General features: G+C 47.9%; 18 protein-coding genes and 1 pseudogene. 18 read left to right on the top strand and 1 reads right to left on the bottom strand.

What is annotated here, in order from left to right; translation table 11 throughout:
• The 18 genes and pseudogenes from mqnP to trxB all read left to right on the top strand — a co-directional run.
• Positions 1-808 (top strand): menaquinone biosynthesis prenyltransferase MqnP (mqnP, locus tag Q0340_RS02685; RefSeq protein ID WP_298082057.1); only part of this gene is annotated, 808 nt, incomplete at its 5' end.
• Between the two features lie 9 nt (positions 809-817).
• Positions 818-1,177 (top strand): hypothetical protein, encoded by a 360-nt coding sequence (locus Q0340_RS02680; protein ID WP_005869739.1) that lies wholly within the window; start codon positions 818-820, stop codon positions 1,175-1,177.
• Between the two features lie 80 nt (positions 1,178-1,257).
• Positions 1,258-2,223, top strand: coding sequence for a GTP 3',8-cyclase MoaA (gene moaA / locus Q0340_RS02675; RefSeq protein ID WP_298082056.1), 966 nt, complete (start codon positions 1,258-1,260; stop codon positions 2,221-2,223).
• Positions 2,220-2,462, top strand: a pseudogene (locus Q0340_RS12345) (7-carboxy-7-deazaguanine synthase QueE); the annotation flags it as partial. The gene moaA and the pseudogene Q0340_RS12345, both read left to right, overlap by 4 nt.
• Positions 2,442-3,185, top strand: coding sequence for a hypothetical protein (locus Q0340_RS02670; RefSeq protein ID WP_363317246.1), 744 nt, complete (start codon positions 2,442-2,444; stop codon positions 3,183-3,185). The pseudogene Q0340_RS12345 and the gene Q0340_RS02670, both read left to right, overlap by 21 nt.
• Positions 3,182-3,763 carry a 6-carboxytetrahydropterin synthase gene (locus Q0340_RS02665; RefSeq protein ID WP_298028768.1) on the top strand — a complete coding sequence of 194 codons (582 nt, stop codon included), beginning with the start codon at positions 3,182-3,184 and terminating at the stop codon, positions 3,761-3,763. The genes Q0340_RS02670 and Q0340_RS02665 overlap by 4 nt, the downstream gene beginning before the upstream one ends.
• Entirely contained in the window at positions 3,763-3,984 is a 222-nt protein-coding gene (locus Q0340_RS02660) for a hypothetical protein (protein WP_298082054.1), read from the top strand. Before Q0340_RS02665 ends, Q0340_RS02660 begins: the two co-directional genes overlap by 1 nt.
• 377 nt (positions 3,985-4,361) lie before the next feature.
• Positions 4,362-4,844 carry a hypothetical protein gene (locus tag Q0340_RS02655; RefSeq protein ID WP_298082053.1) on the top strand — a complete coding sequence of 161 codons (483 nt, stop codon included), beginning with the start codon at positions 4,362-4,364 and terminating at the stop codon, positions 4,842-4,844.
• A complete protein-coding gene (locus Q0340_RS02650) occupies positions 4,844-5,500 on the top strand; it encodes a 16S rRNA (uracil(1498)-N(3))-methyltransferase (RefSeq protein ID WP_298082058.1) in 657 nt (218 codons plus the stop codon). Before Q0340_RS02655 ends, Q0340_RS02650 begins: the two co-directional genes overlap by 1 nt.
• Before the next feature lie 329 nt (positions 5,501-5,829).
• The gene (gene rpmE / locus Q0340_RS02645; RefSeq protein ID WP_177387662.1) at positions 5,830-6,030 is read left to right on the top strand and encodes a 50S ribosomal protein L31; all 201 of its coding nucleotides are present in this window, start codon (positions 5,830-5,832) and stop codon (positions 6,028-6,030) included.
• Positions 6,031-6,846 (top strand): 16S rRNA (cytidine(1402)-2'-O)-methyltransferase, encoded by an 816-nt coding sequence (gene rsmI, locus Q0340_RS02640; RefSeq protein WP_298082052.1) that lies wholly within the window; start codon positions 6,031-6,033, stop codon positions 6,844-6,846.
• 35 nt (positions 6,847-6,881) lie between these two features.
• Positions 6,882-7,583 carry a 23S rRNA (guanosine(2251)-2'-O)-methyltransferase RlmB gene (gene rlmB / locus Q0340_RS02635; protein WP_298082051.1) on the top strand — a complete coding sequence of 234 codons (702 nt, stop codon included), beginning with the start codon at positions 6,882-6,884 and terminating at the stop codon, positions 7,581-7,583.
• The gene (locus Q0340_RS02630; RefSeq protein ID WP_298082050.1) at positions 7,555-8,574 is read left to right on the top strand and encodes a hypothetical protein; all 1,020 of its coding nucleotides are present in this window, start codon (positions 7,555-7,557) and stop codon (positions 8,572-8,574) included. The genes rlmB and Q0340_RS02630 overlap by 29 nt, the downstream gene beginning before the upstream one ends.
• Before the next feature lie 537 nt (positions 8,575-9,111).
• Positions 9,112-10,317, top strand: coding sequence for an LL-diaminopimelate aminotransferase (locus Q0340_RS02625; protein WP_298082049.1), 1,206 nt, complete (start codon positions 9,112-9,114; stop codon positions 10,315-10,317).
• Positions 10,317-11,585 (top strand): homoserine dehydrogenase, encoded by a 1,269-nt coding sequence (locus tag Q0340_RS02620; protein ID WP_298082048.1) that lies wholly within the window; start codon positions 10,317-10,319, stop codon positions 11,583-11,585. The genes Q0340_RS02625 and Q0340_RS02620 overlap by 1 nt, the downstream gene beginning before the upstream one ends.
• A gap of 2 nt (positions 11,586-11,587) precedes the next feature.
• Positions 11,588-11,926 carry a YraN family protein gene (locus Q0340_RS02615; protein ID WP_298082047.1) on the top strand — a complete coding sequence of 113 codons (339 nt, stop codon included), beginning with the start codon at positions 11,588-11,590 and terminating at the stop codon, positions 11,924-11,926.
• A gap of 70 nt (positions 11,927-11,996) precedes the next feature.
• Entirely contained in the window at positions 11,997-12,311 is a 315-nt protein-coding gene (trxA, locus tag Q0340_RS02610; protein ID WP_297881795.1) for a thioredoxin, read from the top strand.
• A gap of 110 nt (positions 12,312-12,421) precedes the next feature.
• Entirely contained in the window at positions 12,422-13,366 is a 945-nt protein-coding gene (trxB, locus tag Q0340_RS02605) for a thioredoxin-disulfide reductase (RefSeq protein WP_298082046.1), read from the top strand.
• Positions 13,367-13,586: 220 nt separating this feature from the next.
• Here trxB and Q0340_RS02600 read toward each other — a convergent pair.
• Positions 13,587-14,353: hypothetical protein (locus Q0340_RS02600; RefSeq protein WP_298082045.1), on the bottom strand; the 767-nt coding region annotated here is incomplete at its 5' end.

The following is a 14,353-nucleotide window of genomic DNA, read 5'->3' as shown; positions in this document are numbered from 1 at the left end:
TTTCGCGCTACCGTTTATCTTTACGGCGATGATTACCGCGAGCAAGCTGCAAAACGGCTCGGTATGGTTCGGCTGGAAGTTGCTTTTTTTAGGGATTTTATGCGCGGTGAGCGCGAGAAGCTTCGCTATGGCGTTAAATCGCTACTTGGACGAGGACATCGACCGCGCTAATCCGCGCTGTGCTTCGCGCCCTAGCGTAGACGGACGGATCGGGCGCGGGAATTTGCTGCTTTTCATAATCGCGAACGCGGTGGTTTTCATAGCGGTTTCGGCGCTTATAAATCCTCTGGCGTTTAAGCTTTCGGTGCCGATTTTAGCGGCATTGGGCGGGTATTCGTATTTTAAGCGCTTTAGCGAGACTGCGCATTTGATGCTTGGCTTTTGCTTGGGGCTTGCTCCGATTGCGGGGGCGATCGCCGTTAGCGGCGGAATTCCGCTATGGTCGGTGCTGTTGTGTCTCGGGGTAGTATTTTGGGTAGGCGGCTTTGACGTGCTGTATTCACTTCAAGATATGGAATTTGACCGCACGGCTGGGCTTTACAGCATCCCTGCGCTTTACGGCAAGGAAGCATCGATGTTTATCTCTAAAATTTTTCACGCCGTAGCAGTGCTTTTTTGGCTGCTGTTTTGCGCGGCGGCAAATTTAGGCTTTTTTGCCTATCTTGGCGTGGCTGCGTGCGCGGCGATCCTGTACTTCGAGCATAAGATCGTGCAGAAAGATTTTAGCAAGATTGATCGCGCGTTTTTCACGCTCAACGGCTACTTGGGCATCGCCTTTTTTGCTTTTGTTTTTGTAAATTTATTTTAAGGAACCCCTATGGATCTTAACACTATCATCATTTTAGGACTTTGCGTCGTTATATTTTTGATGTTTTTCGTCATATATTTTAAGGATAAGCAAGCGGATAAAAAATTCGAACGCTTCGATCAGGTGCTGACTGACGCTATGCAGGAAAATTATCTGCTTAAAAAGAAGGTCGAGGAGCTAAAAGAGATGATCGATTCGGGTGGCAAAGTCGCTCCAAATATCGATATAAACGCGATTGCAGACGTAATCGACGAGACGATAGAGCAGAGACTAGACGTAGTACCTACGATGATCGACGAACGGGTAGAAAAGCAGATCAGACCGCTTCTGGATCAGCTTAAAGAGCTCATCGGCTCGGTAAGAAAATAGCCTGAGCAATATAAAAATAAAATTTTGCAAAATCACTTTGTTTTTTATATAATCGCCGTAAATTGATATTAAGGCAAAATATGCTAATTGATAAATTTGGACGAACGATCGATTATTTGCGCATTTCGGTTACGCAGCGGTGTAATTTCAGATGCAGATATTGCATGCCTGCTACGCCGTTTAATTGGGTGCCGCGAGAGAATATTTTAAGCTTTGAGGAGATGTTTTTATTCGTCAAAGTTGCGATCGACGGCGGCGTGAAAAAGATCCGTATCACTGGCGGCGAACCTTTAGTGCGAAAGGGGATCGAGGATTTTATAAAGATGATCGCGGATTACGCTCCAGGTATCGATCTTGCGCTTACCACCAACGGGTATTATCTCAAAAACTACGCGCGCGCCTTGAAAGACGCGGGGCTAAAGCGCATCAATATGTCGCTTGACTCGCTGCGTCCGGAGCGGGCTAAATTTATAGCTCAGCGCGGCGTGCTTTATAACGTCTTAGAAGGCCTTGACGCCGCGCTTGAAGCGGGACTAAAGGTCAAGCTAAACACCGTCGCGCTAAAAGGCATCAACGACGACGAGCTTATTTATTTGCTGGAATTTGCCCGCGAGAAGGATTGCCAGATTCGCTTCATAGAATTTATGGAAAACACCCATGCCGGCGATCTTACAGGATTAAAATCAAACGAAATTTTAGATATTTTAAGGCGTAAATTTATCTTTACCGCTCTGCCGAAATCGCAAAGCTCGCCCGCGTCGCTTTACGCGCTCGGGGACGGCTACACCTTCGGCATCATCGATCCGCACAAGCACGATTTTTGCGAGAGCTGCAACCGCATCAGACTAAGCGCCGAGGGGCTTTTGATCCCGTGTCTTTACTTCGAGGACGCGCTAAGTATCAAAAAGGCGGTCAAAGAGGGCGACATTGCCGCAGCCGCCGAAATTTTGGCTAAAATTTTAGCGAATAAGCCCGAAAAAAATCGCTGGCAAGCGGACGCTTCGAATGAAATTTCAAGCCGTGCATTTTACGAGACGGGCGGATGAGGCTTGTTGAGAGCTTTTTAAGTATCCAAGGCGAGGGCAAATACGCAGGCAGACTCGCGTTTTTCTTTCGCTTTGCGGGCTGCAATCTGCGCTGCGAGGGCTTCGGCGGCGAGCGCATTTCGCCAAAGACCGGCGAGATCTTGCACGGCTGCGATACGATCCGCGCGGTCTTTACGAGCCACTTCGAGCATGAAGAAATTTTAAATTTAGCGCAGCTTTTGAATAAAATTCCAAATTTATCAGGTTCGTCCTGTTCCGCACCCGCATGCTCTGCGCCGGGTTTTTGCGCCGCGGAGCCCTTTTCTGAAAGCGATACGTTAAATTCCGCCGCCGTACAAACGCCTCCCTGTCCAAACGGTAACGCAGAAAAATCTTTAAATTTAACGAGCGAAAATTCTTTAAATTTCGCGGCGCAGAATTCTTTAAATTTAAATCCGCAAAGCTCCGCCTTGCCGCGGAGCGCTAGGTTTTATCAAAAGCCGATCATCGTTATCACCGGCGGCGAGCCGCTGTTGCATCACAAAGAGGCGCTATTTTACGAGTTTGTCTGCGAGCTGCTCGCGCGCGGACACGCAGTGCACTTCGAAACCAACGGCACGATTTTGATGGATTTTGAAAAATTCCCCGCCTACAAAAGCTGCGTTTTTGCGATCTCGCCCAAGCTTTCAAATTCCGCCGAGCCGCGCGAACGCAGGCTGAGCTTCGCTGCGCTACGAAGCTTAAAACAAAACGCAAAGGATAGCTTTTATAAGTTTGTCATCTCGCCAGAATTTGACGCGCAGCCCGAGATCGCCAAAATTTTAGCGGCGTGCGGCGGCGAGGTTTATTGCATGCCGTGCGGCGCAGATCGTCGCGAGCTGGAAAGCGCCGCGCAATTTTGCGTGGATTTTTGCCTAAAAAACGGCTATAATTACTCCGATCGCCTGCATATTAGAATTTGGGGCGAGAAGGACGGGGTATGATAATCAGGAAATTATACGAATTCGAAAACGCCCACATCGTGCGCCTGTGCGGTTCGAAGCGGTGTCGCACGAGCATCCACGGCCACTCCTACAGATGCGAAATTTTGCTTAGTTCAAATTTTTTGGACGAAGCGGGGATGGTTTATGACTTCGGCTACATGAAGCTCGGTATCCGCGAGCTTATCGATAGTTTCGACCACGCCGTGACGATCTACGCGCGCGATGATGCGAGCTATATCGCGGATCTTAAAAAACACAGCGCGCGCTGGGTGCAGATACCGCTAAATCCGAGCGCAGAGCAGTTTTGTAGAATTTTTTTCGTTCTAATCGACCGACTTTTGAGCCTGACTCAGATGCAAAACGGCGAGCGCGAAGTAAAGCTTCACAGCGTCATCGTGCACGAAACCGCGACCGGCTACGCGCAGTGCTTCCGCGAGGACGCCTACAACGCGCAGATGGGCGAGATCGCGCTGGAAGAGATAGAATTCTCGCCCGCCGTGCGCGAGGAGTGGAGGCAGCCGGAGCTTTGGCAAAAGCTACTGCGCGGCGAAAAAATCATCTATCCAAAGGATTGCTGATGAGAAATTTCTTTAAATTTGGCGCGGGTTTTGTGCGCGTTTTTACCGCGTGCGCGATCTTTGTCTGCGCGTTTGTTTTGAGCGGCTGCGACGATGAGAAAAAGAACACCTTGCAAAAGCCGCCGGTAGATAGTGAGGTGCCGAAGGACGTACCCATCGCGCCTAGCGAGCCTAAAGTCGATATAAATGCCGATATGCCGCCGCTTCCGGTGACCGAATAGGATGGAGCGTTGAAAAATCCGCGCCTAAATTTGAAAATTTTTAAAATTTGCGTTGTTCGTATGCGGCGCGTAGGCGCGATTTTAGCGTCTTTTTTGCCTATGCGATCTGCGCAGAGAAATTTTAAATTTTATAAAGCTTTATCTGCAAAATTTTATTCTTGGTGCGAGATATACTGCGTAAAACCGCGATTAGAAGGTGGCGCGATAAATTTTAACGCAATAAATAGCCGCAGCCACTTTGAATGGTTTTTAAAATTTCAAAGGCGCGGAGCAGGTCTGTTTGATCCCGCGCCGAAAAAATTTGCGTTGAAATTCGGTCGTTTCGGCTCTAGCCGCGTAAAATTTTATCCTGCAGATTTAACCCTCCGGCGGAAGTGATGGATTATCTGTATCAAAGCGCCCTGGGCTTTCATAAATTTTTCGCGCTAGCTGCGGCGATTTTAACGATAATTTATCTGATCTTTACCCAGCTTAAGATCGACGCGGCGGCAGAATTTTGCCCTCGCGGCAAGGCTTTAAATTCCGCCGCTTCCGCGCCGCAAGCTGAAAATTTAAAGCAAAAGAGCAGATCTGGGCTTAGATTTCTTAGGCGCATCAGGCTGTTTTTGCCGATCTATTATTCATGCATCGCGGCGCTGATAATTAGCGGAAGCGTGATGCTGCCGGTGCTGCGCTTTGATCTGAGCTTTAAAATTTACTTTATGGCGGTCGGATCGCTAGCGATGATCGCGCTTAGCGCGGTATCGTACAAACGGCTGAAAATAGCGTATCTAAGCCAAAACTTTGCGCCGTATCAGCGCAAAATGCGGGTGATTTTGGGGCTAAGCTTAGCGATAATTTTGATAGCGAGTGTTATTTGATGGTATATTTTTACGATAAGTTTGCAGGCGAACAGAGCCTGATTTTGCAGAATGATCAGTTTTTGCACCTAAAGGCCAGGCGAGCAAGGGCGGGCGAGCGCATAGACGTGCGAAATCTAAAGGACGGGGCGAGTTATCTATATGAGATCGCCGAAATTTCGCGTAAAGGTGCGGCTCTAAATTTGGTTTTTAAAAGCTCGGCTTTTACGCCGAGCCACGATTTTTGCGTTGCTTGGGCAGTCGTCGAGAGCGCCGTGATCGAAAAGAGCCTACCTGCGCTAAACGAGATGAGCGTCGGGCAGCTTATTTTGGTATATGCCGATCTGTCACAGAAAAACGTGAGGCTCGATCTGCAGAGGATGGAGCGGATTTTGATCAACTCGTCGCAGCAATGCGGGCGAAATTCCATCATGCAGATCGAGGTTTTGGGCGGCTCGGACGAGCTTGCGCAAAGATATGAAAACGTAAGCCTGATCGATTTTGGCGGCAAGAACATCGACATTTTCGGCGGCGACGAGATCGCGTTCGTAGGCCCCGAGGGCGGGTTTTCGCTGCGCGAAAGAGAGAAATTTAAAAACGCCTATGCGCTTAATAGCCCTTATATTTTGCGCTCAAACACCGCGTTGATCGCAACTTGCGCGAAGCTGATGTTTTAAACGCTCGGCAAATTTTAAAATTTGAAAGTCGTGCGCTTTAAATTTTGGAATTTAAAATTTGCTCTGCGCGACCTGTGATGTTTATCTGCGGCTTGACGCACGGCGCGTATTTGCCGAAGCGTATCTTTATGCGCTGTATTTTGCACGCCGCGATAAATCAAAATTTTATCTTCAAAATGCGCTAAATTTTAAAATTCTTCGCGCTTAAAAAGCATGATCGAGAAAAAATTGCCGCTTTACCGAGAGATTTTTAAAACCCTTTAAATTTGCTTTTTAGATAAAAAAGTTGTATAATCGCTGCCTTTTAAAATCATCAAAAAGGATCAAAAATGAAAAAAGATATCCATCCAAACTTTGTCGAAACGACCGTTACCTGCGCTTGCGGAAACACTTTTAAAACGCGCTCGAACAAGCCTGAGATCCGCGTCGATATCTGCTCCAATTGCCATCCGTTTTTCACCGGCAGCGAGAAGATCGTAGATAGCGCGGGCCGCGTCGAGAAATTTAAGCAAAAATACGGAATGAAATAGTTGCTATATCTCATTCCTACGCCGATAGGAAATTTAAGCGATATCTCGAGCCGCGCGCTTGAGGTATTGCAAAGCTGCGAAATCCTAATCTGCGAGGATACGAGGGTTTCAAAAAAACTTCTAAACTTATTATCCGATAAATTTCAAATTTCATTTAAAATTTCACAGTTTTACTCTCTGCACACGCACAACGAAGCGGAGTTTTTCGCGAGCTTTGATCCGGCGCTTCTGCATGAAAAAGCTTGCGCATACGTAAGCGACGCGGGCATGCCCTGCATCAGCGATCCGGGAATTGCGCTCGTTAAATTTGCGCAGCGAAGCGGTGCGCCTTACGAGGTGCTTAGCGGCGCAAACGCTCTGCTGCTCGCAGCCGCCGCAAGCGGACTAGTGGAGAAAGAATTTAGCTTTTTAGGCTTTTTGAACAATGACGGCGCGCAGCGCAAAGCTCAGATCCTAAATTTAATGCAAAGCCCCTATCCGTGCGTACTCTATGAATCCCCAAAGCGCGTGGTAAAGCTAATAGAGCAGATCGCGGGGATCGACGCGCAGCGCAAAATTTTTGCGATCAAAGAAGCTACGAAAAAATTTGAAACCAAATTTTTCGGTAGCGCCGCAGAGCTCTTGCTGGAGCTAAACGGCGCAAATTTAAACGGCGAATGGTGCGTCGTGATTGACGGCGCAGGCGAGAAAAGCTTTGAAAAAATCACGCAAGAAGATATTCTGTCGCTTGAGATCGCGCCGAAAATAAAAGCGAAACTGCTCTCAAAAATCAGCGGCGAACCCGCCAAAGAAATATATAAAAATTTGATACGCTAAGTCATATTTTAACCGTTTTTCGCTAAAATCCCAAAATGATTATTTACGGCAAGCAGCTGTTTTTGCACCTTTTAAACCGGCATCCGCAGAAATTTATCCGCATCATCCTTGCAAAGGAGTGCGAGAAAGAAATTTTTAAAAAGATCGCCGCGACCGGCGTAAAGATCGAGCGCGCCGATGCGAAAAAAGCTCAAGCCCTCGCTCGCGGCGGCAACCATCAAGGCTTCTTGGCCGAGGTGGAGGAGTTTAGCTTCGGCGATCTAGCTAGCGTCAAAGACGATAAATTCGTGCCGATCCTTTATGGGCTTACCGACGTCGGAAACATCGGCGCGATAATGCGCAGCGCCTATGCTTTGGGCGCGGACAGCGTGATCGTCGTCGCAAATAATCTAAATATGGCGGGCGTAGTGCGCGCAAGCTCGGGCGCGGCGTATGAGCTAAACGTCGTTAAGGCCGCAGACGGGCTTAGCGTGATAAACGAGCTTAAACAAAGCGGCTTTGAAATTTATGCCGCGAGTGCGGACGGGACGAGCTTTAAGGAGTTAAAGCTCGGCGCGAAAAACGCACTCGTAATGGGGAACGAAGAAGAGGGGATACCTGCTAGGGCGCTTAAAAAATGCGACCGCGCGGTATCGATAAAGATGCGCGAAGGCTGGGACTCGCTTAACGTAAGCGCGGCATTTGCGATACTATGCGATGGAATTTTAAATGGAAGAAATAAGAGAGAAGTTAAATAATACGGACGAGCAGGCGGAACAAACCGAGAAGCCGGAGCAAACGCAGCAGCCAAAAAGCAGCGATCTGGATAAATTAAAATCTATGGATCTGATCGAGATAGCGCGCACGACGCGCATCGACGCGCAAAATTTAGAATACATCATCAACAAAGACTTCGAGAAACTTGCAAATTTTAACGTGAGGGGCTACATTAAAATTTTAGAGCGCGAGTTCGGGCTGGATCTATCGGACTGGCTTAGCGAGTTTGAGAGCGCCAAAGCGAGCTTTGCGCCGGTTAAAAAGGCCAAAGTCGAGCAGGTTTATGGTCAAAGGGTTAGCCCTAACAAAAGCGGCAGCGGTTGGCTTTTATGGCTGCTTGCAATGGTATTAATCATAGGCGCAATCTTTTATTTCGGACTTTATAAAAGCTTCGGTGAATTTTTGGGCTCACTTTTATGGGAGCAAAACAAAACCACTTATTCTGACGCTCCGATTGTAAACAATACTCAAAAAAAGCTTGAAAACATCGGTATCGACGTCGTTTCGCACAACGCTACAGATGAAAAATTCGCACTAAAGTCAGATACCAATGCAGCCGCTGCTACAGATGAAAATTTAAGCTCGCTCAATGCGCTGGACCGCTCTATCAGGATTGAGCGCGCGAGTGCCAAAACGGAGGAAAATTCCACCGACGAAAACGCCACGCAAAGCAAACCCGCGCCTAGCAAAGATATCGTGCTTAATCCACGCGGCAAGATGTGGATCGGGATCATCGATCTAAAAAGCGGCAAGAAGCGTGAGATGGTCATAAATACCCCTTATGTCGTCGCTTCGCAAGGAGATGAGGAGCTGCTAATCTCTACCGGTCACGGGATGTTTGAGCTCGGCAAAGCCGATGGCAACGTAACTTTAAGCGAAAGAAACACTCAAAAATTCCACGTCAAAGATGGCAATATCACTAAAATTTCAGCCGATGAGTTTCTGCGCTTAAACAAGGGCAAGAAGTGGTAAAATCCTCGCTCTCGTGCGTGGCTCTTCGCTCTTAGGGCTTTTGCCGCCGCTGAGAGTAAAATTTCGGCTTGCTACGGCGCTCGGTTTAAATTTAAATCCGCGAGTGTAAATTTAAAGGTTTGAACTGCGCCGCATTGGATAAAATTTTAAACGGCATAGGTAAAATTTAACGGTACGGATAAAATTTCAAGCGTTGCGGGCGCTTGCTGTAGCGTGGTAAATTTAAAGGGCATCGTTCGAGAGCGCGGCGTAAAAACGGCAGCTTTGATCGCTATCGTTTTGAGCTGACGTAAATTTAAATGTCGCCGTAAAGTCTCAACGCGCTAAATTTAAACGATCAATGCCTCGGCAATTTTAAAATTTTAGTGTGGTAAAATTTTAAAATTGCCTTAGCGATATAGATATAAAAGAACCGCTGCGCCGTTACAAAGGCTTGAAATTTTAGCCTCCGTGCAGCGCGAGCAGATCGCGGCGTTAAGGCGCAAAATTTTAAATTTAAATAAAGCTTGAAAATTACTTTAAGATAAGAGGTTTGAGATGTTTGACGAAATCCGTTTTTCAAAAATCGAGCGTTTGCCCAATTACGTTTTTGCCGAAGTAAACGCCATAAAAATGGCTGCACGCAGAGCCGGCGAGGACATAATCGATTTTTCGATGGGCAATCCCGACGGCAGGACGCCGCAGCATATAATCGACAAGCTTTGTGAAAGCGCGCAAAAGGACAAGACGCACGGCTACTCCGTAAGCCAGGGCATCTACAAGCTGCGACTTGCCTGCGCGAATTGGTACAAGCGCAAATACGGCGTGATCTTGGATCCGGAAAGCGAGATCGTCGCCGTGATGGGCTCTAAGGAGGGCTTCGTGCATCTAACAAGCGCGATCGTAAATCCGGGCGATGTCGCAGTGGTGCCCGATCCTGCGTATCCGATCCACACTCAAGCTTTCATCATCGCGGGCGGTAACGTCGTTAAAATCCCGCTTGCCTATGATGAAAATTTAAATTTTAATGAGAATAAATTTTTCATCGATCTGCAAAAAACCTTCGACGAGAGCATTCCGCGCCCAAAATACGTCGTCGTAAATTTCCCGCACAACCCCACCACCGTCGTCGTGCAAAAGAGCTTTTACGAGCGGCTCGTGGCAATGGCGCGGCAGGAGCGGTTTTATATCATCAGCGACATCGCTTACGCAGAGATCGCTTTTGATGATTACAAAACGCCGTCCATTTTTGAGGTTCAGGGTGCGAAGGACGTCGCAGTCGAGGCGTACACGCTCTCTAAAACCTACAATATGGCGGGCTGGCGCGTAGGTTTTGTTAGCGGCAACAAAAAGCTCGTAGCCGCGCTTAAAAAGATCAAGTCGTGGTTTGATTACGGCATGTTTACGCCGATCCAAGTAGCCGCCACGATCGCGCTGGACGGGCCGCAGGAGTGCGTAGAGCAGATCCGCGCGAGCTATGAGAAGCGTAGGAATTTTTTGATTGACGCTTTTGCGGATGCGGGCTGGGTGATCGCTAAACCTAGCGCGTCGATGTTTGCGTGGGCGAAATTACCGCCCGCTGCAGCTCATCTAAGGAGTATGGAGTTTTCCAAACAGCTTCTTACCAAGGCGCGCGTCGCCGTAAGCCCGGGCGTTGGCTTTGGCGCGGCGGGAGACGATTACGTGCGGATCGCTTTTATCGAAAACGAAAATAGAACCCGCCAGGCCGCTAGAAATATAAAAAAATATTTGAAAGAGATCTGATGAAAGTAGCGATTTTAGGCGTCGGTACCGTAGGTAGCGAAGTTGCAAATATTTTGATCAAAAACAAAGATATCATCCTTGCCCGCGCGGGCGTTAGTATAGAGCCCGTAATCGGACTCGTGCGCGATACGAGCAAAAAGCGCGATGTGCAAATTCCGCTTAGCAGCGACGCGCAAAGTATCATCGAGCGCGACGACATCGACGTTTTTGTAGAGCTTATGGGCGGGGTAGAAAAGCCATATGAGATCGTAAGCGAAATTTTAAAGCGTAAAAAGGCGGTCGTTACCGCAAATAAGGCGCTTTTGGCTTATCATCGCTACAAACTTCAGGCTTTGGCGGGCGATACGCCTTTTGGCTTCGAAGCGAGCGTAGCTGGCGGAATTCCGATCATCAAAACCCTGCGCGAAGGACTAAGCGCCAACCGTATCGAAAAGATCATCGGCATCGTAAACGGCACAAGCAACTTTATCCTTACGAATATGATGCAAAAAAATGAGAAATTTGAGGATGCGCTAAAGCGAGCTCAAGAGCTCGGTTACGCCGAAGCCGATCCTAGCTTCGACATCGGCGGATTTGACGCGGCGCATAAGCTTTTGATCTTAGCTAGCATCGCATACGGCGTGCACGGAGACCCTGAAGATATCCTAATCGAGGGGATCGAGGAGATCACGCAGGAGGATATATATTTTGCGCGCGAATTTGATTTCATAATCAAGCTGCTTGCGGTAGCCAAGCGCGCGTGCGATAATAAAGTCGAGCTGCGCGTCCATCCAGCGCTCATTTCAAAGGATCAAATGCTCTCAAAAGTCGATGGCGTAATGAACGGCGTGAGCATCTACGGAGACTGCGTCGGCGAGAGTATGTATTACGGCCCGGGCGCGGGCGGAAGCGCTACGGCAAGTGCGGTTATAAGCGATCTTATCGACATTGCACGCGATAACAAAAACCCGATGCTCGGATATAAAATTTTGCCGAGCGAAAATTTTATGCAAATTCTGCCGAGCGAGCAGATCCGCACGAAGTATTATTTCAGGCTGCGCGTGCGCGATGAGAAGGGCGTGCTCGCGAAGCTTACGAACATTATGAGCTTAAACGATCTTTCGATCGACAGCTTTTTGCAAAAACCGAAGCTCAAAACGGACGAGGAAGTGACGCTGTTTTTCACGACGCATACGTGCTGCGAGAAGGATATAAAGCGCGCAATAAGCGTGATCGGCGGCGAAAATTTCATCACGCAAAAGCCTTTTATGATCAGGATCGAAAGCTAAAGTTGAGCTTAAAAGAATATCTTTTCGGCTTTGCCTGTGAGGATCGTGCGGCGGAATTTTTACGCGGCGAAGGGTTTGAAATTTTAAAGCGAAATTTCCGCTGCCGCTTCGGCGAGATCGACATAATCGCGCGCAAAGACGGAATTTTGCACTTTGTAGAAGTAAAGGCTACGAGCGGAGATTATGACGCCGCAGAGCGCGTGACGGGCGCTAAGATGGCTAAAATTTTAAAGGCGGCGGAATTTTATCTGATGAGCTGCGATACGGACGAGCCGTGGCAGATCGACGTCGTGGAAGTTTATCCAAAGCAGATAAAATTTATCGCCAACATATCTTTTTGAATTAGAATTTTTATTATTTATTTAAGATAATGAACTATAATCCGCGGAATTTTAACACAAGGAGAACATTATGGGAAAGTATATAGAGCTTACTTCGGAGAATTTCGACGTTATTAAAGAGGGTGTCGCGCTAGTCGATTTTTGGGCACCTTGGTGCGGGCCGTGCCGTATGATCGCCCCGATCATCGAGGAGCTTGCGAACGATTACGAGGGTAAGGCTAAAATTTGCAAAGTAAATACCGACGAAGCGCAGGATCTTGCGGTGCAGTTCGGCGTTCGCTCGATCCCAACGATACTATTTTTCAAAGACGGCGAGCTAAAAGCCCAACTCATCGGCGCGCAATCCAAGCAGATCATAGCCGACAAGCTAAACTCGCTTCTGTAAATTTTAAAAGGGCGGCTTTCGCCCTTTCTCCTCTCACTCATCGTTTTATTAATTAAACTCGTAAATTTAACGCTCGCGGTTTTACTTAATAAAATAATTAAGGAGAAAAAATGTTAGATTTAGCAATTATCGGCGGCGGTCCTGCGGGGCTAGCGGCGGGGCTTTATGCTACAAGAGGCGGTTTAAAGGACGTCGTGATGTTTGAGATGGGGATGCCCGGCGGGCAGATCACCTCAAGCTCCGAGATGGAAAACTATCCCGGCGTTGCTGCGGTGACTGATGGGATGAGCTTTATGGCGCCTTGGCAGGAGCAGTGCTTCCGCTTCGGGCTGAAGCACGAGATGGTGCGCGTGCTGCGCGTCTCAAAAGGCGGCGACGGAAATTTTACGATCTATCTTGAGGGCGATCAAACACGTCGCGCACGTGCCGTTATCGTGGCTACCGGCTCTACTCCGCGTCGCGCGGGGATCGAGGGCGAGGATGAGTTCTTCGGTCGCGGCGTCAGTACCTGCGCGACCTGCGATGGATTTTTTTACAAGGGCAAAGAGGTTGCCGTCCTAGGCGGTGGCGATACGGCGCTAGAGGAGGCTCTGTATCTAGCTAAAATTTGCTCTAAAGTCTATCTGATCCATCGCCGCGATGAGTTTCGCGCTGCGCCTTCGACCGTGCAAAAGGTACGCGAAAGTGAGAATATCGAGCTCATCACAAACGCGCTCGTAGAGCAGATCAAGGGCGATGCAAGCGGCGTAACTGGCGTCGTAGTCAAGGATAAAATTAGCGGCGCCGCGCGCGAGCTGCAGCTGCCTGGGATCTTCGTATTCGTGGGGCTTGACGTGCGAAACGAGGTGCTAAAGGGCGATGATGGCAAGTTCATCTGCGACGTCACGCCGGGCGGACAGGTCGCGGTAAATTTAAAGATGCAAACAAGCGTACACGGGCTATTTGCGGCGGGCGATATGAGACAGGATGCGCCTAAGCAGGTCGTTTGCGCGGCGGGTGACGGTGCGGTTGCCGCACTTAGCGCGATCGCGTATCTGCAAGGACACGATAAATAGGCCTATATTCGGCGTAAAATTTCACGGCGCAGCGGGTGAAACTGCTTCCGCCGCGCTTTTTAAATTTAAAAGCCCGCGTCAAATTTGAATGAAATAATGAAATTTTGACGCAAGGCGGCTCAAATTTAAAATTTCGTCAAATTGAGCCGCAAAATAATGCTATCGTCTTTTGCGGAAACGCTTCCGAGCCGAAACGTCTTTTAAAAATTCAGATAAAATTTTATTGTCTTTCGTAGAAAGTTGCAAGGGCGTCTTCCGCCGTTTTTCTATTATTAAATGCCGATCTTATCTTAATAACATCATCAATTATATCTTTAGTCACTATAAATTTATCCGATAAACTTACGCTCTTATCGGCATTCACGATAAAATTTAATTCGATCGCAGCCTGTGGCGGCAGCTCTGCTGCCCTTCCAAGCTGTAGCCTTATTTGGCTAGGCGTTAGCTGCGAATAATAAGCGACGTCTTCTAATGAATCAATAATATTACTCATATAAATCGCAGAAGTTTTTGGTTCACCATCCTTTAGTATTTCATCTTTTAATTTATCGTCACAATCAATTGGCTTTTTTTGAAATGAGTAATCTATTTTGCCTCTGTCTTTGAGCTCCTCTTGAAATTTCGTCTCATTTATTTTGCAATGTTCATTTGCCAATTTAAGTAAACGCTGTTGTTTATCATCAGATTTATCTTTATAAAAAAGCACGGCACCTCTTAAAGACGTGTTTAGCATAGCCTCTTTATATTTTTTGTTAAAGGCATCTACATCAACCTTTACTTTCTCCATATCCACGTCGCAGACCATCTTAACCGTCTTTAGCCTGCCGTTTTCCTCTTTGCTCCACGTGATATTTTTGCAGATTTTCGAACCCTCGATCGCCGTACCGATATTCATCGATTTGAAATCCGGCAGGGTGTAGTTTTTGACAAGCTCCACATCGTTATCGCCGCATCCCGCAAAAATAAATGCCGCAAGCGCAGCGCCCA

Origin of the sequence: uncultured Campylobacter sp. (assembly GCF_938045595.1) — a bacterium.
Taxonomy (GTDB): domain Bacteria; phylum Campylobacterota; class Campylobacteria; order Campylobacterales; family Campylobacteraceae; genus Campylobacter_B.
Note: the sequence above shows the minus strand (reverse complement) of the source record. Positions and strands in the feature narration are given on the sequence as shown.